The following is a 25076-nucleotide window of genomic DNA, read 5'->3' on the forward strand; positions in this document are numbered from 1 at the left end:
GGGCCGGTAGCAAGCGCCACCGATCGCTGGAAGGGGTCCCATGTCGCCGACAGACAGCAGCACGGATGAGGGGCCGCGCTCAAAGAGGTCCGCCATCATCGCGGCCGCGGTGGACCACTTCGGCGAGCATGGCTTCGAGGCGACGATGTGGTCCCAGGTGGCTGACGAGGTAGGCATCGGCCAGACCGCGCTCTATCACTACTTTCAGTCCAAGGCTCACTGTCTCTACGTGATCATGGAGATTGAGCTCGCTCGCTCGCTCGAGCGTTTTCATCAAGCTACCGACGGCATCGATGATCCGCACGAGGCGCTGGATGCCGCTTGTCGCGCCATCTTCGAAGTGGCTCCTCAAGAGACCCTGCAGTTGCGGATCCTGCAGAACTACCAGAATCTGCTGGCGCGCCCCCGCAAGGCCAAGCGGGAGGAAGAAGTACGGCAGGAGGCGCGCCGGCTCCTTCAGGCAAATCAGGAGGCGTGGCGCTCACTGCTGAACCGAGGGATGGAGGCAGGGGCCTTTCCGCGGCGCGATACCTACCTCCTCACCCAGGCGATCCTCGCTCAGGTCATCACTGTGTGGCAGTGGTACCGCCCCAACGGATCGATACCCCTAAGCCAGGTCAGTGAATTCATCCAGGAGTGTGTCCGTAGGTTGGTGGTCTCCCCCTGACGGAGACGACTCCGCGCGGGCCGCAATGAGAGCCGCGAGGTCCGCCATTTTCTCCGGCGCACCTCAACCCGGGGACAAAGCGGGCGACTCGGACGCCGAGCCATCACCACGGCGATCAGGGCGGCGTAGGTCACGGTCAGACACACACGCCCGCGCACCGGCCGCGTCGCCCACTTGTCGTGCTTCTCGGCGCTGAGACACCACCGCCTCGGGCAGGCAGGGCGAACACGGCTGCCAAACGCGCTGCGTGACATGATGCCGAGCATGCCTGGAACCAATCTCACCCGCGAGGAGGCGCAGACCCGCGCCGCACTCCTCGACGTCCAGTCCTACACCGTCGATCTCGACCTCACCACGTCCGAGACCACGTTCGCCTCGACCACCACCCTCCGGTTCACCAGCCGCGAGGTGGGCGCGTCGACCTTCGCCGATCTGGTGGGCGCCGACGTCCACGAGATCACCCTCAACGGGCGCTCGATCGACCCGGCAACGGCGTACGCCGACAGCCGGATCCAGCTCGACGACCTGGCGGCCGAGAACGAGCTGGTCGTACGGGCCGACTGCACCTACAGCCACTCCGGCGAGGGCCTGCACCGGTTCGTCGACCCCGCCGACGACCGTGTCTACCTCTACTCGCAGTTCGAGGTGCCCGACGCCCGCCGCGTCTACACGACGTTCGAGCAACCCGACCTCAAGAGCGTCTTCACCTTCAACGTGACCGCACCCGAGCACTGGAAGGTCGTCTCCAACGCCCCCACGCCGACTCCGACCACCCTCGGCGGCGGCAAGGCCGTCTGGAACTTCCCGGCCACCAAGCGGATGTCGACCTACATCACGGCGCTGGTCGCCGGCGAGTACCACGAGGTGCAGGACGTCTACGAGGGCAAGCACGGCACCATCCCCCTCGGTCACTACTGCCGCCAGTCGCTGGTCGACTACCTCGACCGCGACGAGCTGGTGAAGCTCACCCGGGCCGGCTTCGAGTTCTTCGAGGATGCCTTCGACTTCCCCTACCCGTTCGAGAAGTACGACCAGCTCTACGTGCCGGAATACAACATGGGCGCGATGGAGAACGCTGGCTGCGTCACCCTGCGTGACGAGTACCTGCCGCGCTCCCGCCAGCCGCGGTCGTTCTACGAGTTCCGCTGCTCGGTGATCCTGCACGAGATGGCACACATGTGGTTCGGCGACCTGGTCACCATGAAGTGGTGGGACGACCTCTGGCTCAACGAGTCCTTCGCCGAGTGGGCCTGCTACCACGCCGAGGTCGAGGCGACCGAGTTCACCGACTCGTGGACCGGTTTCGCCAACGCGCGCAAGCAGACCGGCTACCGCCAGGACCAGATGCCGAGCACGCACCCGATCGCCGCCGACAACTACGACCTGCAGGCGGTCGAGGTCAACTTCGACATGATCACCTACGCCAAGGGCGCCTCGGTGCTCAAGCAGTTGGTGGCCTGGGTCGGCCTCGACCCGTTCCTCGCCGGGCTGCGCCAGTACTTCAAGGACTTCGCCTACGGGAACTCCGAGTTCACCGACCTGCTCTCGGCGCTCGAGACCGCCTCCGGCCGCGAGCTCGAGGGTTGGGCAAAGGAGTGGCTGCAGACTGCCGGGGTCAACACGCTCGCCCCGCAGTTCGAGCTGGACGCGGACGGGAACTACACATCCTTCTCGGTCGCCCAGAGCGCTCACCCGGACTGGCCCACGCTGCGCCGGCACCGCATCGGCATCGGCCTGTACGACGCCCAGCCCACCGCCGACGGCGGGACCCGGCTGGTGCGCCGCGAGTCCGTGGAGGTCGATGTCGACGGCGCATCGACGGAGATCCCGGCGCTCGTCGGAAAGAAGCAGCCGGACCTGCTGCTGCTCAACGACGAAGATCTCACGTACGCCAAGATCCGCCTCGACGAGCGGTCGCTCGCCACGCTGATCTCCGGCCTCTCCACTCTCGAGGACTCCCTCGCCCGCGCGCTCTGCTGGGGCGCTGCCTGGGACATGACTCGTGACGCCGAGCTGGCAGCCACCGACTTCGTGCGGCTGGTGCTGGCCAACATCGGCTCCGAGACCGACGCCTGGGGCGTCACCCGGATCCCGACGTACGCCGCGCAGGCAGTCAGCATGATGACCGCACCGGAGCACCGCGCGGCCCTGTCGGCCGAGTGGGAGCAGGGCCTGCGGACGTTGCTCGAGGCGGCAGCGCCCGGCAGCGACGCACAGCTCACCTTCGCTCGCACCTATGCCGGCGCGGCACGCAGCAAGGCGGCCGTGCGGGACCTGGTGGCACTGCTCGACGGCGAGCTCTCCTTCGAGGGCCTCTCGGTCGACCAGGACCTGCGCTGGACGCTGATCGGCGGCCTCGCCCGCAACGGCGAAGCCGACGAACGGATCGCCGCTGAGCTGGCCGCCGACAACACCATCTCCGGCCAGGAGCGGGCGGCCGCTGCCCGGGCGATGCAGCCAGACGCGGAGGCCAAGGAGGCTGCTTGGCAGGCGGCGTTCGTTGACGCCGGCACGCCCAACGAGACGCACCGGTCGATCGTTCTCGCCTTCGCGCCGAGCGGCCAGGACGAGATCCTGACGCCGTACGTCGACCGCTATCTCGAGGCCGCGGACACCCTCTGGGACCACCTCGGCACCCACAAGGCGTCGGTAGCACTTGAGTTCGGCTTCCCGCGGGTGCTCGCCTCCGACGAGCTCCTCGCCAAGGTCGACGCATGGCTGGAGAGCACTCCCGCTCCCCCCGCTGCCAAGCGCTACGTGCTCGAGGGGCGCGCCGACGTCGCCCGCTTCCTCGCCGCCCAGCGCCGCGACGCGCAGGCCGGCTGACCCCGCAGGGCACAAGAGCAGCGCCCCCGCCGGACCGTGAGGTCGGCGGGGGCGCTGTGTCGGTGCTGTTGATCAGGCGTTGGTGGTCTGCTGCACCGCGGAGATGCGCGCGATCGCGCCCTCCAGGCCGGCGGCCAGCTTGCCGGCCGCGAAGGACGCCTTCATGTCGTCGATGACGGCAGCGATCTCGGCGTCGTCGACGATCGAGCGGACCTGGCCACCGGTCACGATCTCGATCGTGTGCGCCTCGGGGTCGACCACGATCATCACGCTGCGAGCCGGGGCGACCTGCTTGTTGTGCAGCTGCGTAGCGAAGGCCCGCGGCGCCCCCGACTGGGTCTGACCGACGAAGACGGAGAACTCGAACCGGCTGGCGAGCTCCGCCTGGTGGATCGCCTGATGGATGCTCAGACGCTCGGCCGACGTGAAGTAGTCACCAACGGCCACTTGCGCCCCCAGCCTTCGACTCGGCGGTGTCCGGGGCGGGCAGCTCCTCGGTGCCCGTGCGCGGGCCACCGAACCACTCGGCCTCGGGCGCAGAGTTGCTGTGCACGAACTTCTCGCCACGCGCAAGGCCCGGAGCGATCACCAGCAGGATGATCACGAGCGCCAGCGCCGCGGGGATGCCGAGCACGACCGCGAGGAAGTGCAGGGGGTTGACTGATTCGGGGTTGCTCCACCCCTCCGGAACATTCGCACTCGCCGGCGAGGCAGCCAGCAGCACAGACCCGATGACGACGGCGGAGAAGCCGCTGACGGCGAGACGCGCCACGGTGCGCGCACGGTTGGTGGAGTTCATCACAGTGCTCGATGATATCGCGTCATCGTTTGGGGTCGCCGCCCGGCTGACCGTAGCCTCCGTCACATGCTTGCGCCCCTTCTCGCCTCCTATCCGGAATGCGCCCCCGAGGACGCGATCTCCTGTCGGGTCGTCTTCCGCTGGACCGACAACGAGGCGCTGGCGGACGTCGCGACCTGGCTCATCGGGAAGCCACTCTCGATCGCGGTCCTGGTGCTGATCGCCTGGGCCGCGCGGTGGGTGATCAACCGGTTCATCGATCGCCTCGTCCGCCAGGCGGAAGAGGGTTCGGTGACCTCGCGGGTCGGCCGGATGACGCTCGGTGGCCGGCAGACCGGCCGTTCCGTCGACAGCGGCGAGGCAGCCGGGCGGCGCGTGCAGCGTGCCCGCACCATGGGCTCGCTCCTGAAGAGCATCGCGACCGGCATCATCACTGCCGTCGTGGTGATGATGGCGATCGCTGAGCTCGGCTACAACGTGGGACCGCTGCTCGCCAGCGCCGGCATCGTCGGGGTGGCCCTCGGCTTCGGCGCCCAGAGCCTGGTCAAGGACTTCCTCTCCGGCATCTTCATGATCTTCGAGGACCAGTACGGCGTCGGTGACGTCGTCGACGTCGGCGAGGCCACCGGCACCATCGAGGCCGTCAGCCTGCGGGTCACCCGGCTGCGCGATACCGAAGGCACCGTCTGGTACGTGCGCAACGGCGAGATCCTCCGGGTCGGCAACATGAGCCAGAACTGGGCGCGCACCGTCCTCGACGTCGCGGTCGCCTACAGCGAGGACCTGACGCGGGTCCGCACGGTGCTCAAGGAGGTCGCCCACGACCTCTGGGAGGACGACGACTTCCGCGGTCTGGTGATCGAGGAACCGGAGGTCTGGGGTGTGCAGTCGGTAGGCCCCGACGGCGTGGTGCTCCGGGTGGCCGTCAAGACCGCGCCGCAGCAGCAGTGGGCGGTGGGCCGCGAGCTACGCCAGCGGATCAAGGCCCGCTTCGACCACGAGGGGATCCACGTGCCCTATCCCGAGTGGGTGACCCGCACGCCGGGCTCCGGCGCTCCACGGTCGGATGTCGACCTGGGGCACTCCCCCGACAATGCCCCCGGAGGCGGGCCCGAGCAGTGACCGGGGACAATAGCGGGGTGACCGAGCAGGTGAGCTCCTTCTTCAACGAGATCGGCGGCGAGCCCACGATCCGCGCGATCGTCGATCGCTTCTACGCCGGCGTGGCCGACGACCCGCTGCTGCGGCCGATGTACCCCGAGGAGGACCTCGCGCCGGCCGCCGATCGGTTCAGCCTCTTCCTGATGCAGTACTGGGGTGGGCCGACCACCTACTCCGAGCGGCGCGGACACCCACGTCTGCGGATGCGCCACGCGCCGTACGCCGTCACGCCGGAGGCGGCGGAGCGCTGGCTGGTGCACTTCCGCGCAGGCCTCGACGAGGTCGCCCTCACCGAGGAGCAGGACGCCAAGTTCTGGGAGTACGTCACCCACGCGGCGCAGTTCATGATCAACACGCCTGCCTAAGTCCGTGCACTGGGTCAGGACCGAGCGAGTTCCAGTTCGCTGAGCAGCGCCTGGCGCAGCTCCTCGGGGGCGGGCGCAGCCTGCTGCGTCGCGGCGTCGAAGGTCACCAGCACCACACGTGCGCGGCTGAGCAGGCGCTCGCCGTCGAGGATCACCGACTCGATCACCGAGGACGAGCGCCCGACGTGGGTGACCCACGCGTGGACGGCATAGGGCTCCGGCCTGAAGAGGATCGGTGCCCGGTAGTCGACATCACACTGCGCGAGGACCATCTCCGCGCGCGGCAGCTTCCCGACCTCGCGTGCGACGTTGCGGAAGTAGTCGATCCGCGACTCCTGGTAGTACTCGAAGTACTTCACGTTGTTGACGTGCCCGTAGACATCGACGTCGCTGAACCTGACCTGGAGCGGGTAGTGCCCGAGCGGGACCTTGCGGATCGGAGGCGCCGGGGCAGCCGGAGCAGCCGGGCCCTCCTCGAGGAAGCGGCGCAGCACCTCCTTCTCCTCGAGACTCAGTCGCCGTGGCCGCTCCTCCGCGAACACGAAGGGCGTCAGTACGGTGCTGGCCCGCACGTAGACCCGCCGCCCCTCCGGCGCTTCATCGAAGATCTCGTAGGCCATGGTGAAACTTCCGGCGCGGATCTCGGTGACCCAACACTCGATCGACACCGGCTCCTGCCGGAAGAACAGCGGGGCCGTGAACTGCACCTCGTGGCGGACCACGACCAGGCCCTCGGCCAGATCCGCCGAGCGGGTGTCGGGCGCATGCGTCAACAGCATGTCGATCCGGGCCTCTTGGAGGTAGTCGACGTAGATGACGTTGTTGACGTGACCCAGCATGTCGAGGTCGGCCCAGCGGATCGGACAGCGATAGAGATGGCGCACGCCTCTATGCTCCCACCGCCGGACGGCAGGAGGCCCCTCTCCGGGATGTGCCCTAGGCCACCCGCAGACCCAGATGCACCGAACCGCGCGAGGGATACCCTGACCACACGATTCCCTCCCCCGAACGGAGTGTCATGCCCGAGGCCGTCATCGTTTCCGCTGCCCGCACACCCATTGGCCGGGCCAACAAGGGGTCACTGAAGGACTTCCGTCCCGACGACCTCGCCGCCCTGATCATCCGGACCGCGCTCGAGAAGGTGCCGGCCCTCGATCCCAACACGATCGATGATCTCTACCTCGGCTGCGGCCTGCCCGGTGGCGAGATGGGCTTCAACATGGCGAAGATCGTCAACACGATCAACAACATGGACGCGGTGCCCGGCGCGACCGTGACCCGCTACTGCGCCTCCTCGGTGCAGACCACGCGGATGGCGTTCCACGCGATCAAGGCCGGCGAGGGCGACGCCTTCATCTCCGCCGGCGTCGAGACCGTCTCGCGTTTCCGGTTCGGCACCTCCGACCACATCCCCGACACCAAGAACCCGCTCTTCGCCGACGCGATGGCACGCACCGACGCCACTGCCCAGGGCGACGGCACGACCACGCCGAGTTGGCACGACCCGCGCGAAGACGGTGTCGTCCCCGACGCCTACATCGCGATGGGCCAGACCGCCGAGAACGTCGCCAAGCTGCGGGGACTCGACCGCCGTGAGCTCGACGAGTTCGCCGTACGCTCGCAGAACCTTGCGGAGAAGGCGATCGCGGACGGCTTCTGGGCGCGCGAGATCACGCCCGTCACCACCCCCGACGGCACCGTCGTGTCGGCAGACGACGGCCCCCGCGCGGGCGTCACGTACGACGCCATCTCGGCCCTCGACCCGGTCTTCCGGCCCGACGGCGTCGTGACCGCGGGCAACTGCTGCCCGCTCAACGACGGAGCGGCCGCGGTCATCATCATGTCCGACACCAAGGCGGCCGAGCTCGGCCTCAAGCCGTTGGCCCGGATCGTCTCCACCGGTGTCTCCGGGCTCTCTCCCGAGATCATGGGCCTCGGCCCCGTCGAGGCCACTCAGCGGGCGCTCGCCAACGCGGGCATGAGCATCGGCGACATCGACCTGGTCGAGATCAACGAGGCGTTCGCTGCTCAGGTAGTGCCGTCGTACCAGGACCTGGGGATCGACCTCGACCGGCTGAACGTGAACGGGGGCGCCATCGCCGTCGGTCACCCGTTCGGCATGACTGGTGCACGTCTGCAGAACACGCTGTTGAACTCGTTGGAGTGGCACGACAAGTCCACCGGCCTGATCACGATGTGCGTCGGCGGCGGCCAGGGAATGGCTCTCATCCTGGAGCGGCTCTGACCTCCGGGAGCCCACCGCGGGGTGAGACCAGCTGGCTCGACCAGGACCAGCAGCATGCGTGGCGCGCCTACCTGGTGGGCACCACGCTGCTGCTGGACCGGCTCGACGACGAGCTGCGGGCGGAGTTCAAGATCGGACTCAACGAGTACGAGGTCCTGGTGCGCCTCTCCGAGAGTCCGGATCACCGGATGCGCATGTCGGCGCTGGCCGACGCGATGCGCTTCAGTCGCAGCCGGGTGACCCACACGGTGAAACGGATGGAGGCGGCCGAACTGGTCGAGCGGCAGCAGTCCGGCACCGACGGGCGGGGCGTGATCGCGCGGTTGACCGCCGCAGGCTACGAGTTGCTCGTCGCCGCCGCTCCGCTGCATGTGGCCGGCGTACGCCAGCACCTGGTCGACCTGAGCTCACCAGAGGACTACGCCGCGATGGGCAGGGTCTTCGACGCCGTCGCCGACCAGCTCGTGCCCGACAACCCCGAGGCCGACATCCGCTAAGTCGAGACGCCAGCTTCAACAGGTCGAGACGCCAGTTCCGGTACGTCGAAACGCATGGGAACTGGCGTCCCGACTGTTCAGTCGCGGGTGAGGCGACGGTGCGTGACGCGGTGCGGACGCGCAGCCTCGACCCCGAGCCGCTCAACCTTGTTGGCCTCGTACGAGGCGAAGTTGCCCTCGAACCAGAACCACTTGCCGCCGTCCTCCTCGTCGCCCTCCCAGGCAAGGATGTGCGTGGCGATGCGGTCGAGGAACCAGCGGTCGTGGGAGGTCACCACGGCACAGCCCGGGAAGTCGAGCAGGGCATCCTCCAGAGATGAGAGCGTCTCGACGTCGAGGTCGTTGGTCGGCTCGTCCAGGAGCAGCATGTTGCCGCCCTGCTTGAGGGTCAGCGCCAGGTTGAGACGGTTGCGCTCGCCGCCGGAGAGGACGCCGGCCTTCTTCTGCTGGTCCGGGCCCTTGAAGCCGAACGACGCCACGTAGGCACGCGAGTTCATCTCGAAGTTGGCAACCTTGATGTGGTCAAGACCGTCGGAGACGACCTCCCAGACGTTCTTGTTGGGATCGATGCCGCCTCGGCTCTGGTCGACGTAGGAGATCTTCACTGTCTGACCGACCTTCAGGTCGCCGGAGTCGGGCTCCTCGGCCCCGGTGATCATGCGGAAGAGCGTGGTCTTGCCGACACCGTTGGGGCCGACGACGCCGACGATGCCTGCACGCGGGAGCGAGAAGGAGATGTCGTTCCACAGCGTGCGACCGTCGAACGCCTTGGTCAGGTGGGCGGCCTCGAGCACCACGTCACCGAGGCGCGGCCCCGGCGGGATGTTGATCTCGGCCGTATCGATCTTGCGGGCCTTGTCGGCCTCCGCGGCGAGCTCCTCGTAACGAGCCAGTCGGGACTTCGACTTGGTCTGCCGCGCCTTGGCATTGGAGCGGACCCACTCGAGTTCCTTCTCGAGCATCTTGGCGCGCTTGGCGTCCTTCTGTCCCTCGATCTTGAGGCGTTCCTTCTTGGTCTCGAGGTACGTCGTGTAGTTGCCCTCGTAGCCGTGGATCGACCCACGGTCGACCTCCGCGATCCACTCGGCGACGTTGTCGAGGAAGTACCGGTCGTGGGTGATCGCGAGCACGGCTCCCGGATAGGACTTGAGGTGTCCCTCCAGCCACTGCACCGACTCGGCGTCGAGGTGGTTGGTGGGCTCGTCCAGCAGCAGCAGGTCAGGCTGCTGAAGCAACAGCTTGCACAGCGCCACACGGCGGCGCTCACCACCGGAGAGGTTGTCGACCAGCAGCTCGGGCGGCGGGCAGCGCAAGGCGTCCATCGCCTGGTCGAGCCGACTGTCGAGGTCCCACGCGTTGGCGTGGTCGAGGTCGGTCTGGAGGTCGCCCATCTCCGCCAAGAGCGTGTCGAAGTCGGCGTCGGGGTCAGCCATCAGCTCGGAGATCTCGTTGTAGCGGTCGAGCTTGGCCTTGATGTCGGCGACGGCCTCTTCGACGTTCTCCAAGACGGTCTTGCCCTCGGACAGCGGCGGCTCCTGCTGGAGCATCCCGACAGTCGCCTCCGGGTCCCGGATGGCGTCACCGTTGTTGGGCTGGTCAAGCCCGGCCATGATCTTCAACAGCGACGACTTGCCGGCGCCGTTGGGTCCGACGACACCGATCTTGGCGCCGTGCAGGAAGGACAGGGTCACGTTGTCGAGGACAACCTTGTCACCGTGCGCCTTGCGGACGTTGCGCAGCGTGAACACATACTCAGCCATGACAGGTGAGCCTACGGCCCGGAGGAGGCTCATCTCCAACCGGGCCGCCGGCCGCCCAACCCGTCGAGACGGGGTCAGCTCGCCTGTGCGATGACCCCGTCGGCCTCCTCCCGGTCCACCAGATCATCGATCGTGGTGCCGTCGCTGCTGACCTGGGGGCCGCCGACGCCGAGCGAGGCGTTGGAGGCGGCCAAGGAGTTCGTGTCGACCTCCTCCGGCATCACTCGTTCGAAGGTGCTGCGTCCCCGATTGAGGTCATGGCCGATGCAAGCGGCGTCGACCACCAGCGTCGAGCGCTCGTTGCCTGCGTCATCGCGCCAGACCTGGACGGAGAGCTTGCCGTAGAGCGTGATCGGGTCGCCCTTGCGCAGCGAGTCGCAGCAGTTGCGGCCGAGCATGCGCCACGCGTTGACCGTGTACCAGTTCGTCTCGCCGTCGATCCACTCGCGCTCCTTGCTGCTCCAACGTCGCGGAGTCGAGGCGACCCGGAAGGTCGCCACAGTCGCGCCCTCCCCCACCGTGCGCGCCTCGACGTCGGTGCCGACGAAGCCGGCGATGTTCACGTAGTTCTCGTTCATTGACTGCTCCTGATGCGGTGGACTGACTACCGCACCAGCCTGAGGCGATCGAGCCTCGCGGCGCAGGCGCCGGCGTACACCTGTGGACAGCCGTGGTCATCCACCGGCCACCGCCTCAAGAGCGGGCCACGTGCCGAGCGAGGCTCTCCCGACTTTGTGACGAAAACTGTTGCTTGGTGTGCGTAGCTACAGCCACCAAGTGCCAGTTTCCCCGCCCGGGCGGGGAAACTGGCGCGGCGCTCAGCGCAGGGCGTCGTTGAGCCCGGAGCGCACGGCCTCGTAGGCGTTCAGCTCGCTCTCGATCGGCTTCACCACGAGGTCGTCGCAGACGGTGCGGATCGCCCGGCGCAGGGAGCGCTCCGCGGAGCGGGCACGGGAGCGGGCGGCCATGCCGACGACGGCGCGGGCAAGCAAGGCCAGGACAAGCCCCAGACCGACGCCGCCGATCAGCAGCACCAATGGGAGCGGTACGCCGAGCACGTCGGCCGGGTCGACCCAGGGGCCGCTGGTTGCGGACGAGAAGGCCCCGACGGCCAGCCAGATCGCGCCGGTGAGGGCCGCCAGGATCAACAGCCACTGCAGCAGCCGGACCAGGTGTGCCCACCAGGGCAGGCCACGGGCGCCGAGGTCCACTCCGGCCAGCGCCCGGTCGAGTGCACTCGTGACCTCTGCGGTGCGAGAGGTGGCGGCGGCCCGGATGCTGGTGCGCCACGGCGGCGTCATGAGGGCGCTGACCTCGTCGGCCAACGAGCGGACCGAGGCATCGATCCGGGCACCCTGCACCGGAGTCACCTCGGGCACGACGCGACGGCGGCCGCTCAGTGCCGCGCCGGCACCGCCCAGGTCGAGCTGCAGCTTCTTCAACGGGTCGGGGCGCAGTCGCGAGATCCAGGAGGTGAGGGGCCAGCCGGTCGCACGGCGGGCGCGGACCCGCGTGGAGTCCGCGACCGTCTCGACGATCACCGGCACACCGGCGGCGTCGGCGAAGGCATCCTCCAACTCATCGAGCCGCTCCCGCGGCGGAGCCTGCGGACGCCCGGTGCCGGACTCGGCGGCGAGGGCACCGGCGGCCGCGCGGATGTCGGACTCCAACCGGGTCCTGGTCGCCTTCTTCGATGCGACCCGCGCGGCCAGCTCGTCCTTGAGCTCCTCCATCCCGTCGCCGAAGCGAGCGCTGATCGCAAGCACCGGAACGTCGGGCAGACCGTCGTTGGCCATCAGGCGGCGTACGTCGGCCAGCATCGCGTCACGCTGCTCGACCGGAACCGTGTCGATGTGGTTGAGGGCGACCACCATCACCGCGGAGTGGCGAGCCAGCTTGCGCAGGTACCGCTCGTGCAGCGCGGCGTCGGCGTACTTCTGGGGATCGACGATCCACAGCAGCACGTCGGCGAGCTTCACCAGCCGGTCGACCTCGAGGTGGTGGGAGAGCTCCGTGGAGTCGTGGTCGGGCAGGTCGAGCAGGACCGTCCCGTGGAACCGCCGGTCCTCCTTGCCGGTGTCGAGCATGGAGTCGCGGGTGGTCTGGTGGCGGGCCGGGATGCCGAGGAACTCAAGCAGCTCTCCGGCACCCTCGTCGCCCCAGACGCAGGCAGTCGCCCACGAGGTGGTCGGGCGTCGTACGCCGACGGCGGAGAGCTCCAGTCCCGTCACCGCGTTGAAGGTCGAGGACTTGCCTGAGCCAGTGGCACCGGCGATCGCGATCACGGTGTGCTCGGCGGAGAGGCGCAGCCGCGCATGGGTGCGCTCCACCATCTCCTCAGCGGAGTCGACCAGGACGTCGTCGAGCCGACCGCGGGCGTTCGCCACCGCGGCCTCGAGTCCGGCGACCCGGGGGCCGAGGTCGGAGCTCCCGGACACCAGCCGCTTGGCCCCTTCGAGCAACGACGTCATCTTCTCCCTCTGCGATCCAAGTGGCTCTACACCGCAACTCTAGTGGTCACTCAGGCGGAGTGCCCGCCCGAGGCGCGATGCTGGTGCGCGAAGCGCTCGTCGGTCACGCGCCGGGCGGCCTGACGGAGCCGTCCCGGGGTCTGCGGGTCGACGCCCAGGCCGCTCACCAGCTGCAGGAAGCGGCGCTCCTCCGCCGCCATCAGCGCAGCCGTACGGCGGTCCAGGTCCTCGCGGGCACGAGCAGCCAGGGAGCGCACGGCCTGGTCGCCGAAGACCGCCTCCAGCAGCTTCTGGCCGAGCAGCGCGCTGCCGCCGGCCACCCCCGCCTCGGCCCCGGTCACCCCACCGGTGTGGACGAAGACGACCATCATCACGGCGACCGCGAGCCCATTGACGCCGAACGCCATGAACCGTGCGGTGCCCCGCTTGTCGGCGCCCTCGCTGCGGACCATCGCGAGCACGTCCTGCTGCCACTCCCGGATCGCCTGCTCGGACTGCCGCCGGAACTCCCGCGACGCGCGGGCCAGATCGGTCTCGCTCGCCTCGAGCAACGCCTTGCCCTGTGCTGTGGAGCGCCACGAGGCGGCAGCCCGCTCGGCCGCACGCTCGGCGTACTCCAGCAGCACCTTCTCCAGCCCGGACTCGACCGCCACCTGCACCCGGTCGGCCTGCTGTGGCTTGCCCTTGACCGCGTTGACCAGTCGCTCGCGGATCCGACCCACCTGCGTCTCGAGCGAGCGGAGCAGCTCGCCGGTGCCGACGAACTCCTGCCAGCGGGCCAGCACCTCACCGCGCAGCATGGTGCCGTCGGCGGTCGCCCGGGTCACCTCCTGCGTCGCCTCGGCGTACGCCGCCTCGACGTCCGAGCGCAGGCCTGCGACCGCGCGCACCTGCTCGTCGGCTGCGTCCGCGACCGTGTAGGCGCGTTCGGAGACGCTGCGGATGGCACCGTGCAGCGTCTGCCGGACGACCGCGTCGCGTGCCTCGGTGTCGGCTGCCAGCGACTGGAGCCAACCCCTGATGTCAGCCACGTTGACCGGCGGCAGCAGCCCGTTCTCGTCGACCGGGCTCTCGTTGACGATGAAGAGCGGCGAGTCCTTCAGCCCCCGGCTGGCGAGCATGCGCGCCAGGTGGGTGGCGACCGGCTCGATCGCCTCCTGCGGGGTGCGGTCGAGCACGATCGCGACGGCGGTGCCTCGGTCGGCCGCCTGCTTGAGGAAGTCCCAAGGCACCTGGTCGGCATAGCGGGCCGCCGAGGTGACGAACAGCCACAGGTCGGCGGCAGCCAGAAGCTGCGCGGCGAGGGTCCGGTTCGCCTCCTCGACGGAGTCGACGTCAGGAGCGTCGAGGATCGCCAGTCCGCGAGGCACGTTGGGCGAGCCGACCAGCTGCAGTGAGCGCGGGTCGATCGTCGGAACCGTGACCCGGGCCAGATCGGGGAGGATCCGGTCCTGGCCGAACCAGTGCGCCTCGTCGGGATGGTGCACGAGAACCGGGGACATGGTGGTCGGCCGCAGCAGCCCCGACTGGGTGACCGGCGCACCGACCATCGTGTTGACCAACGTGGACTTGCCGGCGCCGGTCGAGCCGCCGACGACGGCCAGCATCGGGGCGTCGATCGTGGTGAGCCGCGGGATCATGTAGTCCTCGAGCTGGTCGACCATCTCGACGCGGCTCTCCCGCTGCTCCTCGACACCGGGCAGGTCCAGCGGCAACGTCGCCTCCTGCAGAGCGCTGTGCAGCTGCACCAGCGAGGTGAGCATCCGATTGGAGTCGGTCATCGGTAGGTGCCTCCTGCAGGCGTGACGGGGAAGGCGATCTGGCGCCGGGCGAGATGCATCCGGTCGACGAAGCGTTGACCGCGTTCCAGGTGCTGCGGGGGCGCTGTCCCCCGGAGCACCCGGTGATGAAGGTATCCCAGTTCCACCGCGGCCTGCTGGTATTCCCGCATCCAGGCGGCCCCGGCAGCGCCACCGTGGTCACGCGCAAAGCGCCGCGCGCGGCGGCGGGAGGCGAGATCGACGACGTGCGGGATGTCGGCAGCCGGCATCAGGCCCCGGCGCGCAGCGTCGTCGAGCGCCTGTGCCAGCAGCACCCGCTCCCGGCTCCGGACCCAGATCGCAAGCACGATCACCAGCACGAAGATCGGGGCCATGACGAGGAAGTAGACACCGAAGAAGCCGAGCCCCTCGGCCAGCAGGGTGGAGCCGTTCCAGGCGGCGTGCATCAGGACGGCGAGCAGGTAGCCGCCGACCGGCGCCGCGATCTGCACGAAGCGGCTGCGGCTGGAGATGGCCAGGCCCACCCCGATGCCCGTGAAGGCCGTGAAGAAGGGGTGCGCGAAGGGACTGGCCAGGCATCGGACGACGAAGGTGACCCCGAGCCCCGCGAGCCCTCCGGGGTCCTGGCCGGGCGTGCCGTCGTACGCCGCGGCGAGGTAGAGGATGTTCTCGGTGAAGGCGAAGCCGATCCCGACCATGCCCGCGTAGACGATGCCGTCGAGGACGCCGTCCAGCTCGTTTCGGCGCCACACGAGCAGCAGGAGCAGGAAGAGTCCCTTGGTCGCCTCCTCGCTGATCGGGGCGACCACGGCGAGCGCCTGACTCTCGGTGAAGCCGACCACGAAACCACCGATGCCCTGCACCAGCAGTGCGACGAGAGTGGCTACGAACGCGCCCCAGGCGAGACCGGCGGCGAGGAGCGTGCGCGGCTCCGGCTCGTAGCGGTCGAGCCAGAGATAGCTGGCCAGGACCGGGCCGACCGGAACGAAGGCGAGCACCGCCGCGATGACCAGGCTCCGGGGCTCCCCCGACAGGGCCAGGACCACCGCGATCGGGATCGCCGCCAGCGCCGCGATCACGGAGACCACGACCGTGAAGACGACGCTCTCGGATCGGCGGGGTGGCATGGGTCGAAGGGTATCGGTCACCTCGGCCTGTCCACGTATGGTGGGGAGCGTGAGCGAGACGCAGGACACCCAGTCGACACCCGCGACCCCCACGGTCAAGACCGAGACGCACGACCCCGCCGTACCCGAGGCGTGGTCGGCGTTCATGCGCCAGGGATGGGCCGACCGCGACGGGGCCCTGCCCCAGAGCCCGGTTGCCGCCCCCGCGGCCCGTCGGCGCTCCGCGCTGGCCGAGGCCCTCCCCGGCGAGAGGCTGGTGCTTCCGGGCGGCGGCTACAAGGTGCGCGCCTACGACACCAACTACCGCTTCCGTGCCGACACTGCGCACGCCTACTTCTCCGGCAACCAGACCTCCGACGCGGTGCTCGTCGTGGAGCCGAGCGGCGAGTCGGTGCTCTACGCACGGCCGCGCTCGGGGCGCGACACCGACGAGTTCTTCCGAGACCGCGAGTACGGCGCCCTGTGGGCGGGCGAGCGTCCTTCGCTCCTCGAGCTCTCCAGCTCGCTGGGCCTCGAATGCCGCCACATCGACGAGCTCCCCGACCGACTGGCCGGCAGCGGCAAGACCCGGGTGCTGCGCGACGTCGATCCGCGCATCGACGCAGCAGTGCCCGCCGATGACGAACGCGATCGGGAGCTGGCTCGCATCGCCTCCGAGCTACGGCTCGTGAAGGACGACTGGGAGCTCGGTGAACTCGCCGCGGCGTGCGACGCGACCACACTCGGCTTCGAGGACTCGGTGCGTGACTGGGCCAATGTGCTCACGTACGGAGAGAGGTGGATCGAGGGCACCTTCTTCCGCCGTGCGCGGGCGATGGGCAACGACATCGGCTACGACTCGATCGTGGGCGGCGGATCGCACGCCACCACCTTGCACTGGATCGACAACACCGGCCCGATCACGCCGGGTCAGCTGGTGCTGCTCGACATGGGCGTCGAGGGTCACCACCTCTACACCGCCGACGTCACCCGCACCCTGCCGGTCGACGGCACCTTCACCCCGCTGCAGCGCGACCTCTACACGCTGGTGTTCCAGGCTCAGGAGGCCGGCATCGCCGCGGTCCGTCCGGGCGCGCCCTTCCTCGCCGCCCACCACGCGGCGATGGAGGTGCTCGCGCACGGGCTCGGAGACCTCGGCCTGCTCCCGGTCTCCGTCGAGGAGGCACTCGACCCCTCGTCCAAGGTGTACTCGCGGTGGACCCTGCACGGCACCAGCCACATGCTCGGCATGGACGTCCACGACTGCGGCGCAGCGGCCCCCGAGGCCTACACGCAGGCGCAGCTGGCGCCCGGCATGGTGCTCACGGTCGAGCCGGGCCTCTACTTCCAGGCCGACGACCTGCTCGTGCCGGAGGAGCTGCGCGGCATCGGCATCCGGATCGAGGACGACATCGTCGTGACCGACGACGGCAACCGGAACCTCTCCGAGGCGCTCCCGCGCAGCCCGGAGGCCGTCGAGACCTGGATGGCGGAGCTCAGCGGTCGCTGAGCCCCGCCGGGGGTCCTGTCCGGGTGCTCAGCCCTGGGCACCCATCGCGCGCCAGTAGTCGTTGAGCGCGCCGTTGACCTTCACGAACCACACGATGGGGCCGACGATGATGATCGCTCCCGGGAAGTACCAGAGGCCGGTGAGCGCGGTGACCGGCGGCTGCTGGCCCTGACGCTTGTAGAGCTCGGCGATCTCGTTGGGCGTGAGGAAGCCCATCACCGGGCTGACGAAGAAGGCCAGCAGCAGGGCGATGCCGCCGCCCACGCCGTCGCCGGAGTGCCGCTTCATCTCCTCGTGCACCAGGTACCAGTACACGAGGCCGTAGATGCCCAGGGTCACGATGAACAACAGGATCGACACGCCCGTACCGCGCACCTTCCCGAGCTCGCCGGTCCCCATCGGCCGGTACGGCGTCTGCGGCATGTTCGGATCCACCGGGTAGGCACCCATCGGCGGCTGGCCGCCCTGCCATGAGTTGCCCTGATCGGAGGGCTGCCACTGGGGCGGCTGGTTGGGGTCGGTCATGAATCGGCCTTCCTCTGCTGGACGGTCACCGCGCAACGGTCATCCCGCGGTGTTGCTGGGTACAGCCTTGCTCATCTCGACGATGGATCACACTATTTGGCGTGCAGTTCACCGAACACGAGATGACCGTAGGCGTGGATGCCGTGGCCCGCGAGCTGTTCCTGGCGCGCAAGCTGCCGTGGCGGCGTACCAAGGGGGAGGCGGCGTGGCACGACCTGCCGCCGTTCACGAAGTACCAGCATCGCTCGGCGGCGGGCGAGATGATCCTGCCGACCCTCACCGCGCTTCCCGAGCGCCCTTCGCCCGGCGCACGGCCCGACTTCTCCCTGGACGAGCTGACGACGGCGGCAGAGGAGGGAGCCCGGGCCCTCGCCGACCACCGGGCCGCGGGCAGCTGGGAGGCGACGAGCGCGAAGAGGCGCAGCCGCCTGATCCGAGTGACCGCGATGCTCACGCAACATGCGCTCGACGCGATGCCTCCGCGTCCCGCCGACGACGGCGCCTAGACAGCGCTCGGGCAGCCCGAGCGCGGACACTGCCTGGGCACGTCCACGTACCGTGAGACACATGACCGACGAGCGTGCGGACGACCGGGGCTCAGCCGACGACGAGTCGGCCCCAGACTCGAGCAGCCCCGCCCAGGGGATGGCCTCGGGCACCGGGCTGGCGATCGGAATTGCCCTGGGCGCGGGGATCGGCCAGGCGATGGGCAACCTGACGCTCGGCATCGGCCTGGGCCTCGCCATCGGGCTGGGCCTCGGAAGCGTCGTCGACCTGCGGCGGAAGAAATAGCTCCTCCTGCCTCGTGCCGAGACAGGAGGACTGGCGCCCCCGGCAGGATTCGAACCTGCGACCGGTGGATTAGAAGGCCACTGCTCTATCCAGCTGAGCTACGGAGGCAGGAGCTCGGTCGATACTCGGCGCGGAGTCTACCGGTGAGGCCCGGCGTACCGTTCAGCCGACCTTGCCGATCACCTTGGCCGGGTTCCCGACCGCGAGTACGCCGTCAGGCAGGTCATCGATCACGACGGAGCCGGCGCCCACCACCGTGTCGCTGCCGATCCGCACGCCGGGGTTGACGATGACGCCCGCGCCGAGGGAGACGTTGTCGCCGATGGTCACCGGCGAGGCAGCCGCCCACTTGTCGCGCCGCGGCGCGGCCTGGACCGGAAGGGTGAGGGTGAGCAGCTGCACGCCCGCACCGATCTGCACGTCGTCGCCGATGATCACCTCGGCGTGGTCCTGCACCACCAGCCCGGGCCCGACGACACAGCGCGCGCCCAGCCGGGTGCGGATGCCGAACTCCACGGTGAGCGGCGGCCGGACATCGGTCCGCGCACCGACCGAGGCGAGGAGGTCGGCGAGCCGCGCGGGGCGCTCCGTCGGCTCGGCGTCGTTGAATGCCCGGCACTTCCTCTCGCCCGCATCCCGCTCGGCGCGCAGACCCGGGTTGTCGTGCCGGAAGGGTTGTCCCTCGGTCATCCGCTGACGGGTGGTGAGCAGCTGCAGATCGACGTTCACTCGGCCGCCTCGGTCGCCCAGGTCGCCGCCAGGTGGTCGGCGATCTCCGATCGTAGGGCGCTCTTCGTCGCCTCCGGCGCGAAGGAGGCGTCCACCGCAGCCACCGCAAGCTCGGCAACCCCACTCTCGTCCAGCTCGAGCAGCTCCGCGGCGATCGCGTACTCGGCGTTGAGGTCGGTGCCGAACATCGGCGGATCGTCGGAGTTGATCGTCACGATCACGCCTGCATCACGGAAGGCGGTGACCGGATGGCGGTCGAGCGACTCGACGGCCCGCGTCGCGATGTTCGAGGAGGGGCAGACCTCCAACGGGATCCGTTGCTCAGCCAGGTAGTCCATCAACAGCGGATCCATCGCACTGCTGGTGCCGTGGCCGATCCGTTCGGCGCCCAGCAGACGAACGGCGTCCCACACCGTCTCTGGGCCGGTGGTCTCCCCCGCGTGCGGCACCGAACGCAGCCCGGCTGCGCGGGCTGCGTCGAAGTGGGGCTGGAACTGTGGGCGCGGCACGCCGATCTCGGGGCCGCCGAGACCGAACCCCACGAGCGCATCGACCCGATGATCGAGGGCATAGGAGAGGGTCGCGTCCGCTGCGGGCAGCCCGCTCTCCCCCGGGATGTCGTAGATCCACCGCAGCACGAGCCCGAAGTCACGTTCCGCCCGGACCCGCGCGGATTCGATCGCCTCGGTGTAGGCCTGGATGGGGATGCCCCGGATCACCGACGTGTACGGCGTGCAGGTGAGCTCCGCGTAGCGCAGGTTCTGGCCCTCCCGCATCTCGCGAGCCACCTCGTAGGTCAGGAGCTCGACGTCCTCCGGGGTGCGGATCAGGTCGACGACCGCGAGGTAGACGTCGATGAAGTGTGCGAAGTCCCGGAAGGTGAAGAACGCCTGCAGCTCCTCGGGGTCGCTCGGCACCACGCCTGGGTGGCGCTCAGCAAGCTCGGCGACGATTCGGGGCGAGGCGGAGCCGACGTGGTGGACGTGCAGCTCCGCCTTGGGCAGGCCGGCAATGAAGGAGGTCAGGTCGCTCACGGTTGCTCAGTCTGCCACCGACCTCCGCGCGACCGCGTCCTACTGCGCCGCGTTGACCGCCTGGACCGTGGCCTCAAGCAACGCCTCGATGGTGTTGGCCTCCACCTGCTTGCCGTTGACGAAGACGGTCGGCGTGCCGGTGACGCCCCGCTTGGATGCGTCGTCGGTGCCGTTCACCACCCACTGCTGGAACTCCATCCCGGTGATCGCGTCCCTGACCTCTGCCTCGTCGGCGCCGGCAGCCTGAGCGCGCTCGACGAACCAGTCGTCCGAAGGGATCTCGCCAGCCGGCTGATCGGCGAAGAGGGCGTCGTGCAGCGCGAGGGCGGCGGAGCCGTCGCCGGCGTCGATCACCGCGCCGAAGGCGTTCATCGCCTTGACGGAGTACTCGTTGAGGAAGGCCATCGGCCGATAGACGACCAGCGCCTTGCCGTCCTCGGCGAGCGCACGCAACTGCTCGCGCGACGCCTCTTCGAAGTCCTTGCAGTGCGGGCACTGGAAGTCCTCGAAGATCTCGACCTTCGCCTTGGCCGCGGCCTCGCCGACCCCCAGCCCATAGGTGTCGACCGGCGCGATCGGTGCGGACGCCAGGGTCGAGTTGGAGTCGCCCGGGGTCTTGCCCTTGTCGCCGGTGGTGTCGCGGTTTGCCTGGATCGCCCAGCCCACCCCGATGACGATGGCGAGGACGACGACGATCACCCCCGCCACGATGAGGTTGCGGCGGCCCGGGGCTGCGTTGTTCATGAGTTCTCCAGTTCCGTGGTGGCCGGGCGGCCACCGAAGACGACGTTGTCGAGCCCGAACCGCGTAGCCGGTCGCCAGACCAGCCAGGCTGAGGCGACGAGGAGCGCAAGGTCCCGGGCGATGTCCTTGGGATACGCATCGGCGGCGTTCGGGTCGTAGCCCCCGCCCCCGAAGCAGCCGCAGTCGATCTGCAGACCGCGCTGCCAGGCAGAGGCGATGCCGATCACGAAGGCGAGGAACAGGAGGCCCGACAGCACGGACATCCCGCGGACGAGCAGCCCCGCGATCAGGCACAGGCCGATCACCACCTCCACCACCGGAAGCGCATGGCCAACCGTCGGGACGACCGACTCCGGCAACAGGTCGTAGGCCCGCACGGCCCGCACGCTGGCTGCCGGGTCTGGCAGCTTGGCGGCGCCTGCCACCACCCACACACCACCCGTGATCAGGCGGAGAACGGTTCCCACCCACTCGCGCATGCCCTGAGCCTAGGGGTGCAGCCTGAGACGTTCCTGAGTCGGTGGCGACGAGTAGGGTCGACTCCGTGAACGACAGACTGGTGTGGATCGACTGTGAGATGACCGGGCTCGACCTCGGCGCGGACGCGCTGATCGAGGTGGCCGCCTTGGTGACCGACTTCGAGCTCAACGTACTCGGCGACGGTGTCGACCTCATCATCAAGCCTCCGGTCGAGGCGCTGGAGCAGATGGGCGACTTCGTCCGTGAGATGCACATCTCCTCGGGGCTCCTCACCGAGTTGGAGGAGGGCATCACCCTGGCCGAGGCCGAGGAGCAGGTGCTCGCCTACATCCGCACCCACTGCCCCGACGGCTCGCGGCCACCGCTTGCTGGCAACACGGTCGCGACCGACCGCTCGTTCCTTGCCCGCGACATGCCCGAACTCGAGTCGTTCCTCCACTACCGGATCGTGGACGTCTCCTCGATCAAGGAGCTCTCCCGCCGCTGGTACCCGCGCGCCTACTTCCAGTCGCCCGAGAAGCGCGGCAACCACCGTGCGCTGGCCGACATCCAGGAGAGCATCGAAGAACTGCGCTACTACCGCGAGGCCGTCTTCGTGCCGCCTCCGGGGCCCGACTCCGAGACCGCGCGGGCGATCGCCGGAAAGCACGCCGGCTCCGTGACCGGTCTGGGTGACCCCGATTCGCCTTCAACCCCCTGAGTATGGCTACACTCTCCCCGATCGGTTCGCCTCGGCGGCCGGCATGGTGGGTATAGCTCAGCTGGTAGAGCGCCGCGTTGTGGTCGCGGATGTCGCGGGTTCGAGTCCCGTTACTCACCCCACGGTGAAGTAGCCCCTGATCTGCATCGGAGCAGGTCAGGGGCTCTTTCGATTTCGCCACGTCAGCGACGTGTCAACGCGAGCGCGGTAGTTTCAGATGGTGACTGGCGTGCGTTAACGGGTCTCAAGGGCGGCAAGACGTCCTATGCGGTGCTGTTCCGGCACTGCGGACCGCAGACATCCGAGACGTTCCCCAGCGCGCAGGAGGCCGAGAGGTTCGCGGCGCTGGTCGAGTTGATCGGTGTCAACGAAGCCCTGGCGCGACTCAACGGCGCCGACTCCCAGCTGGTTACACCGTCGACGAGATCGCCGAGAAGTACTTCGAGTGGAAGAAGCCGGACGTCACCGAGCGGACACTGTCTGACTATCAGCGCGACTATGACAACTGGGTCAAGTCCTGGTTGGGCCCCACGACGCCGAGGCCGTCGACGAGATCGACGTGCAGAAGTGGGTCGACCACATGAACGGTCGCCTCGACCGGGCCGAGGCCGAGGAGCCGATGCTGGTCAGGCGGATGCGGCGGGTCAGGGACGGGCGGCGGAAGGGGCGGAGTCTCATTTTCCGATGCGCTCAGTCAGTGTCTACTCCGGTGCCCCCTGCGGCATCCTCGGGGTCCTCATGACTCTCGGGGCCCTGAGTGGGAGCGGTCGACGGCGGGACGGGCCCGAGGCCCCCCTCGCCTCGGAAACGCTTAACGAGGCAGGCGGCGGCAGTAGCTCCGAAGACGCCGAGAGCAATCCACTTGCCTCTGCCCAATGATCCGTTCGCGGGAGACGTCGCACTGGTGACAACTGCACGCACCGCCGGTGCCGTAGGCAAGATTCCGTTCGGGTTCGCCTCGATGCTCTCCTTGAGAGCAGCGATGACCTCGTCGTTCCAGGTGAGCCAGGACCACGCTCGGTACGCGCTCCCACCGTACCCGTTGTCCTTATCGACCCACTTCGCAAACTGCTCGCCGAGCTCGGTGGGCCGCCATGCACCGGGGCCACCCTCGAGGAACCCGTGCTTGTGCAGCAGCGCGTTCATCGCGGCGGCGCCGCGATCGAAGAACGATCCGAGTTGCGTCGCGCTCATCCCCATATAGCAAGTTCCCCCTCCGGAATTTGGGCAGCTTCAGTCTATGCCGCCCAGCTTCGGCGACGTGCTCGTCGCGCCAACGGGATTAGGGACGGGCGACGGAAGGTTCGTGACGTTGACGTGTCAACAACACGGTTGTTTTCGGGCCGATGCGTGGCGGTGACACCGGTGGGCACGCTGCGCGAGAGGTTGCCCGCTGTGCACCACCTGAGCGCGAACGGGCAGGGCAGTCGCTCACGACGACACCAAGTGACCGGCGCGTAACATCAACGCTTCCCTGCTCGTTGGACCGAGCATGGGAGCACAGACACCGTCATTCCGTCGCGCCGTCACGGCCCTCGCCGCTGCGGCACTGACCGTCGCCACGCTCGCGGCGCCGACCGTCGCCGACGACCGAACACACGAGCAGGCTGCGGCGGCGCCGACGACCAAGGTCCCAGCACCGCCTCGCGTCAGCGACCCGTTCTACCGGTGGACCAAGCCGCTGAAGAAGGTCCCCAAGGGAGCTGTGCTGCGCACCCGCACGGTGTCCTACAGCATCCAGGGCCTGGACCTTCCGCTGAAGGCGATCCAGATCCTCTACCGGACCCGCGACTTCCGCGGACGCGCCGTCGTCAACGCCACGACGGTGGTGCGTCCGCTGTTGCCGACCGGACCGTCGAAGGTGCTCTCCTACCAGTCGTTCTACGACTCCTTGAACCCCGCCGACCAGCCCTCGACCGCCATCGCCGGAGGCAAGGGCATCGGCCCGATGATCGCCAACATCGAGACGGCGATCTTCGCCCCGATGCTGCTGGCCGGCTACACGATCAACATCCCCGACACACAGGGCCAGACCGCGGACTTCGCGGCCGGTCCGGAGTATGGCTGGACGACCCTCGACTCACTCCGCGCGCTGCACCGGGTCCCGGCGACCAAGGTGGGCAAGAACGCCCCGATCGGCCTGCTCGGCTACTCCGGAGGCGCGATCGGCTCGGGCTGGGCGGCAGAGCTGGCCGCTGGTTACGCCCCGGCGATCGCGAAACGGATCGTCGGCACCGCGATGGGCGGCGTCCTGGTCCACCCCGGCCGCAACCTGCACTACATCGACGGCTCGAAGCAGTGGGCGGGCGTGATGGTGATGGCCCTGATCGGGGTGAGCCGTGCCGCAGGGATCGACCTGACGCCGTACCTCAACAAGCACGGCAAGGCGCTGGTCAGGAAGCTGCAGAAGGCGCCGATCACCAACGTCCTCGGCAAGTACAAGGGCCTGACCTGGCGCAGCATCGCCAAGCCGCGCTACGACGTCCCGGAGAAGGTCCGGCCCTTCGTGAAGGTGGCCAACTCCTTGATCCTCTCCACCCACGGCACGCCCAGCGCACCGATGTTCATCGGCCAGGGAACCTACGGCGAGGGCGAGGGCACCCAGGGGACGCGACCCGGAATCGGCAAGGGTGACGGCGTGATGATCGCGGGCGACGTACGCACGATGGCGCGGCGCTACTGCGCGAAGGGTGCCGACATCCAGTACCGCGAGTACCCGCTCACGCACTTCACGACCGTGCCACTGTGGCTGCCGGAGGCCTATGCCTGGCTGATGGGCCGCTTCGCCGGTCAGGCTGCCCCCGAGAACTGCGCCTCGATCGCGCCGGGCAACTCGCTCGCCAAGCTCAAGGCGATTCCGGCCCACCGCTGACTCGACGCCTAT

At 68.9% G+C, this 25076-nt stretch carries 26 protein-coding genes and 2 tRNA genes; 13 read left to right on the forward strand and 15 right to left on the reverse strand.

Annotated elements, in window-relative coordinates; translation table 11 throughout:
* The first annotated feature begins 40 nt into the window (after positions 1–40).
* On the forward strand, positions 41–667 hold the full coding sequence (locus tag DNK54_RS06425; RefSeq protein WP_110206128.1) for a TetR/AcrR family transcriptional regulator: 627 nt from the start codon (positions 41–43) through the stop codon (positions 665–667).
* 264 nt (positions 668–931) lie between these two features.
* Entirely contained in the window at positions 932–3493 is a 2562-nt protein-coding gene (pepN, locus tag DNK54_RS06430; protein WP_110206129.1) for an aminopeptidase N, read from the forward strand.
* A 72-nt stretch (positions 3494–3565) separates the two neighbouring features.
* On the opposite strand, the gene DNK54_RS06435 is transcribed toward pepN, so the two are convergent.
* Together DNK54_RS06435 and DNK54_RS21040 are read right to left on the reverse strand one after the other, a co-directional pair.
* Positions 3566–3940 carry a TPM domain-containing protein gene (locus DNK54_RS06435; protein ID WP_162602325.1) on the reverse strand — a complete coding sequence of 125 codons (375 nt, stop codon included), beginning with the start codon at positions 3938–3940 and terminating at the stop codon, positions 3566–3568.
* Entirely contained in the window at positions 3927–4292 is a 366-nt protein-coding gene (locus DNK54_RS21040; protein ID WP_162602326.1) for a hypothetical protein, read from the reverse strand. The genes DNK54_RS06435 and DNK54_RS21040 overlap by 14 nt, the downstream gene beginning before the upstream one ends.
* A 66-nt stretch (positions 4293–4358) precedes the next feature.
* Between DNK54_RS21040 and DNK54_RS06440 the strand changes: the two genes are divergently transcribed.
* Together DNK54_RS06440 and DNK54_RS06445 are read left to right on the forward strand one after the other, a co-directional pair.
* Complete coding sequence (locus DNK54_RS06440; RefSeq protein ID WP_110206131.1) at positions 4359–5414, forward strand: mechanosensitive ion channel family protein; 1056 nt, start codon at positions 4359–4361, stop codon at positions 5412–5414.
* Positions 5415–5431: 17 nt separating this feature from the next.
* Positions 5432–5818: a globin gene (locus DNK54_RS06445; RefSeq protein ID WP_239459958.1), complete on the forward strand. Its 387-nt coding sequence runs from the start codon at positions 5432–5434 to the stop codon at positions 5816–5818.
* Positions 5819–5832: 14 nt separating this feature from the next.
* Here DNK54_RS06445 and DNK54_RS06450 read toward each other — a convergent pair whose 3' ends face one another.
* A complete protein-coding gene (locus tag DNK54_RS06450; RefSeq protein ID WP_110206132.1) occupies positions 5833–6702 on the reverse strand; it encodes an acyl-CoA thioesterase in 870 nt (289 codons plus the stop codon).
* A gap of 134 nt (positions 6703–6836) precedes the next feature.
* Between DNK54_RS06450 and DNK54_RS06455 the strand changes: the two genes are divergently transcribed.
* The gene (locus tag DNK54_RS06455; RefSeq protein ID WP_110206133.1) at positions 6837–8063 is read left to right on the forward strand and encodes an acetyl-CoA C-acetyltransferase; all 1227 of its coding nucleotides are present in this window, start codon (positions 6837–6839) and stop codon (positions 8061–8063) included.
* A 74-nt stretch (positions 8064–8137) separates the two neighbouring features.
* Positions 8138–8560: a MarR family winged helix-turn-helix transcriptional regulator gene (locus tag DNK54_RS06460; RefSeq protein WP_239459959.1), complete on the forward strand. Its 423-nt coding sequence runs from the start codon at positions 8138–8140 to the stop codon at positions 8558–8560.
* Between the two features lie 77 nt (positions 8561–8637).
* Here DNK54_RS06460 and ettA read toward each other — a convergent pair whose 3' ends face one another.
* From ettA to DNK54_RS06485, 5 genes are all read right to left on the reverse strand, one after another.
* Positions 8638–10320 carry an energy-dependent translational throttle protein EttA gene (gene ettA, locus DNK54_RS06465; protein ID WP_110206134.1) on the reverse strand — a complete coding sequence of 561 codons (1683 nt, stop codon included), beginning with the start codon at positions 10318–10320 and terminating at the stop codon, positions 8638–8640.
* Between the two features lie 74 nt (positions 10321–10394).
* Entirely contained in the window at positions 10395–10898 is a 504-nt protein-coding gene (locus DNK54_RS06470; RefSeq protein WP_110206135.1) for a single-stranded DNA-binding protein, read from the reverse strand.
* 240 nt (positions 10899–11138) lie between these two features.
* On the reverse strand, positions 11139–12791 hold the full coding sequence (locus DNK54_RS06475; protein ID WP_110206136.1) for a GTPase: 1653 nt from the start codon (positions 12789–12791) through the stop codon (positions 11139–11141).
* 50 nt (positions 12792–12841) lie between these two features.
* A complete protein-coding gene (locus DNK54_RS06480) occupies positions 12842–14572 on the reverse strand; it encodes a dynamin family protein (RefSeq protein WP_239459960.1) in 1731 nt (576 codons plus the stop codon).
* Positions 14569–15699: a PrsW family intramembrane metalloprotease gene (locus DNK54_RS06485; RefSeq protein WP_110206137.1), complete on the reverse strand. Its 1131-nt coding sequence runs from the start codon at positions 15697–15699 to the stop codon at positions 14569–14571. Before DNK54_RS06485 ends, DNK54_RS06480 begins: the two co-directional genes overlap by 4 nt.
* Before the next feature lie 49 nt (positions 15700–15748).
* Here DNK54_RS06485 and DNK54_RS06490 point away from each other — a divergent pair, with 49 nt between their 5' ends.
* Positions 15749–17188, forward strand: coding sequence for an aminopeptidase P family protein (locus DNK54_RS06490; protein ID WP_239459961.1), 1440 nt, complete (start codon positions 15749–15751; stop codon positions 17186–17188).
* A 27-nt stretch (positions 17189–17215) separates the two neighbouring features.
* On the opposite strand, the gene DNK54_RS06495 is transcribed toward DNK54_RS06490, so the two are convergent.
* Positions 17216–17713 carry a DUF4234 domain-containing protein gene (locus DNK54_RS06495; protein WP_204164446.1) on the reverse strand — a complete coding sequence of 166 codons (498 nt, stop codon included), beginning with the start codon at positions 17711–17713 and terminating at the stop codon, positions 17216–17218.
* A gap of 101 nt (positions 17714–17814) precedes the next feature.
* On the opposite strand from DNK54_RS06495, the gene DNK54_RS06500 reads away from it, so the two are divergent.
* The gene (locus DNK54_RS06500) at positions 17815–18219 is read left to right on the forward strand and encodes a hypothetical protein (RefSeq protein ID WP_110206139.1); all 405 of its coding nucleotides are present in this window, start codon (positions 17815–17817) and stop codon (positions 18217–18219) included.
* A 61-nt stretch (positions 18220–18280) separates the two neighbouring features.
* A complete protein-coding gene (locus tag DNK54_RS06505; RefSeq protein WP_110206140.1) occupies positions 18281–18505 on the forward strand; it encodes a glycine zipper domain-containing protein in 225 nt (74 codons plus the stop codon).
* Positions 18506–18536: 31 nt separating this feature from the next.
* Here the strand turns inward: DNK54_RS06505 and DNK54_RS06510 are convergent.
* The 5 genes from DNK54_RS06510 to DNK54_RS06530 form a co-directional block, all read right to left on the reverse strand.
* Positions 18537–18613 (reverse strand) — tRNA-Arg (locus DNK54_RS06510).
* Between the two features lie 54 nt (positions 18614–18667).
* Complete coding sequence (locus DNK54_RS06515) at positions 18668–19234, reverse strand: sugar O-acetyltransferase (RefSeq protein WP_239459962.1); 567 nt, start codon at positions 19232–19234, stop codon at positions 18668–18670.
* Positions 19231–20268: an adenosine deaminase gene (locus DNK54_RS06520; protein WP_204164447.1), complete on the reverse strand. Its 1038-nt coding sequence runs from the start codon at positions 20266–20268 to the stop codon at positions 19231–19233. Before DNK54_RS06520 ends, DNK54_RS06515 begins: the two co-directional genes overlap by 4 nt.
* A 39-nt stretch (positions 20269–20307) precedes the next feature.
* On the reverse strand, positions 20308–21012 hold the full coding sequence (locus DNK54_RS06525; protein ID WP_110206141.1) for a DsbA family protein: 705 nt from the start codon (positions 21010–21012) through the stop codon (positions 20308–20310).
* Positions 21009–21491, reverse strand: coding sequence for a MauE/DoxX family redox-associated membrane protein (locus DNK54_RS06530; RefSeq protein WP_110206142.1), 483 nt, complete (start codon positions 21489–21491; stop codon positions 21009–21011). Before DNK54_RS06530 ends, DNK54_RS06525 begins: the two co-directional genes overlap by 4 nt.
* Positions 21492–21556: 65 nt before the next feature.
* On the opposite strand from DNK54_RS06530, the gene orn reads away from it, so the two are divergent.
* From orn to DNK54_RS21795, 3 genes are all read left to right on the forward strand, one after another.
* Complete coding sequence (orn, locus tag DNK54_RS06535) at positions 21557–22192, forward strand: oligoribonuclease (RefSeq protein ID WP_110206143.1); 636 nt, start codon at positions 21557–21559, stop codon at positions 22190–22192.
* 46 nt (positions 22193–22238) lie between these two features.
* Positions 22239–22314 (forward strand) — tRNA-His (locus DNK54_RS06540).
* 458 nt (positions 22315–22772) lie between these two features.
* Complete coding sequence (locus DNK54_RS21795; protein ID WP_420846369.1) at positions 22773–22934, forward strand: DUF3263 domain-containing protein; 162 nt, start codon at positions 22773–22775, stop codon at positions 22932–22934.
* Here the strand turns inward: DNK54_RS21795 and DNK54_RS21045 are convergent.
* Positions 22883–23386: a hypothetical protein gene (locus tag DNK54_RS21045; protein ID WP_162602304.1), complete on the reverse strand. Its 504-nt coding sequence runs from the start codon at positions 23384–23386 to the stop codon at positions 22883–22885. The genes DNK54_RS21795 and DNK54_RS21045 overlap by 52 nt on opposite strands.
* 298 nt (positions 23387–23684) lie before the next feature.
* Between DNK54_RS21045 and DNK54_RS06550 the strand changes: the two genes are divergently transcribed.
* Positions 23685–25064 (forward strand): lipase family protein, encoded by a 1380-nt coding sequence (locus DNK54_RS06550; RefSeq protein ID WP_110206145.1) that lies wholly within the window; start codon positions 23685–23687, stop codon positions 25062–25064.
* Positions 25065–25076: the final 12 nt, after the last annotated feature.

It is taken from the genome of Nocardioides daejeonensis, assembly GCF_003194585.1.
Lineage (GTDB): Bacteria > Actinomycetota > Actinomycetes > Propionibacteriales > Nocardioidaceae > Nocardioides > Nocardioides daejeonensis.

Excerpts from the sequence above, each read along its gene's own strand:
- DNK54_RS06425 (WP_110206128.1), top strand. The coding sequence starts at position 41 with ATGTCGCCGACAGACAGCAGCACGGATGAGGGGCCGCGCTCAAAGAGG.
- DNK54_RS06530 (WP_110206142.1), bottom strand. The coding sequence starts at position 21,491 with ATGCGCGAGTGGGTGGGAACCGTTCTCCGCCTGATCACGGGTGGTGTG.
- pepN (WP_110206129.1), top strand. The coding sequence starts at position 932 with ATGCCTGGAACCAATCTCACCCGCGAGGAGGCGCAGACCCGCGCCGCA.
- DNK54_RS21045 (WP_162602304.1), bottom strand. The coding sequence starts at position 23,386 with ATGAGCGCGACGCAACTCGGATCGTTCTTCGATCGCGGCGCCGCCGCG.
- DNK54_RS06485 (WP_110206137.1), bottom strand. The coding sequence starts at position 15,699 with ATGCCACCCCGCCGATCCGAGAGCGTCGTCTTCACGGTCGTGGTCTCC.
- DNK54_RS06455 (WP_110206133.1), top strand. The coding sequence starts at position 6,837 with ATGCCCGAGGCCGTCATCGTTTCCGCTGCCCGCACACCCATTGGCCGG.
- DNK54_RS06550 (WP_110206145.1), top strand. The coding sequence starts at position 23,685 with ATGGGAGCACAGACACCGTCATTCCGTCGCGCCGTCACGGCCCTCGCC.
- DNK54_RS06495 (WP_204164446.1), bottom strand. The coding sequence starts at position 17,713 with ATGACCGACCCCAACCAGCCGCCCCAGTGGCAGCCCTCCGATCAGGGC.
- DNK54_RS06525 (WP_110206141.1), bottom strand. The coding sequence starts at position 21,012 with ATGAACAACGCAGCCCCGGGCCGCCGCAACCTCATCGTGGCGGGGGTG.
- DNK54_RS06480 (WP_239459960.1), bottom strand. The coding sequence starts at position 14,572 with ATGACCGACTCCAATCGGATGCTCACCTCGCTGGTGCAGCTGCACAGC.
- DNK54_RS21040 (WP_162602326.1), bottom strand. The coding sequence starts at position 4,292 with ATGAACTCCACCAACCGTGCGCGCACCGTGGCGCGTCTCGCCGTCAGC.
- ettA (WP_110206134.1), bottom strand. The coding sequence starts at position 10,320 with ATGGCTGAGTATGTGTTCACGCTGCGCAACGTCCGCAAGGCGCACGGT.
- DNK54_RS06470 (WP_110206135.1), bottom strand. The coding sequence starts at position 10,898 with ATGAACGAGAACTACGTGAACATCGCCGGCTTCGTCGGCACCGACGTC.
- DNK54_RS06440 (WP_110206131.1), top strand. The coding sequence starts at position 4,359 with ATGCTTGCGCCCCTTCTCGCCTCCTATCCGGAATGCGCCCCCGAGGAC.
- DNK54_RS06505 (WP_110206140.1), top strand. The coding sequence starts at position 18,281 with ATGACCGACGAGCGTGCGGACGACCGGGGCTCAGCCGACGACGAGTCG.
- DNK54_RS21795 (WP_420846369.1), top strand. The coding sequence starts at position 22,773 with ATGAACGGTCGCCTCGACCGGGCCGAGGCCGAGGAGCCGATGCTGGTC.
- DNK54_RS06475 (WP_110206136.1), bottom strand. The coding sequence starts at position 12,791 with ATGACGTCGTTGCTCGAAGGGGCCAAGCGGCTGGTGTCCGGGAGCTCC.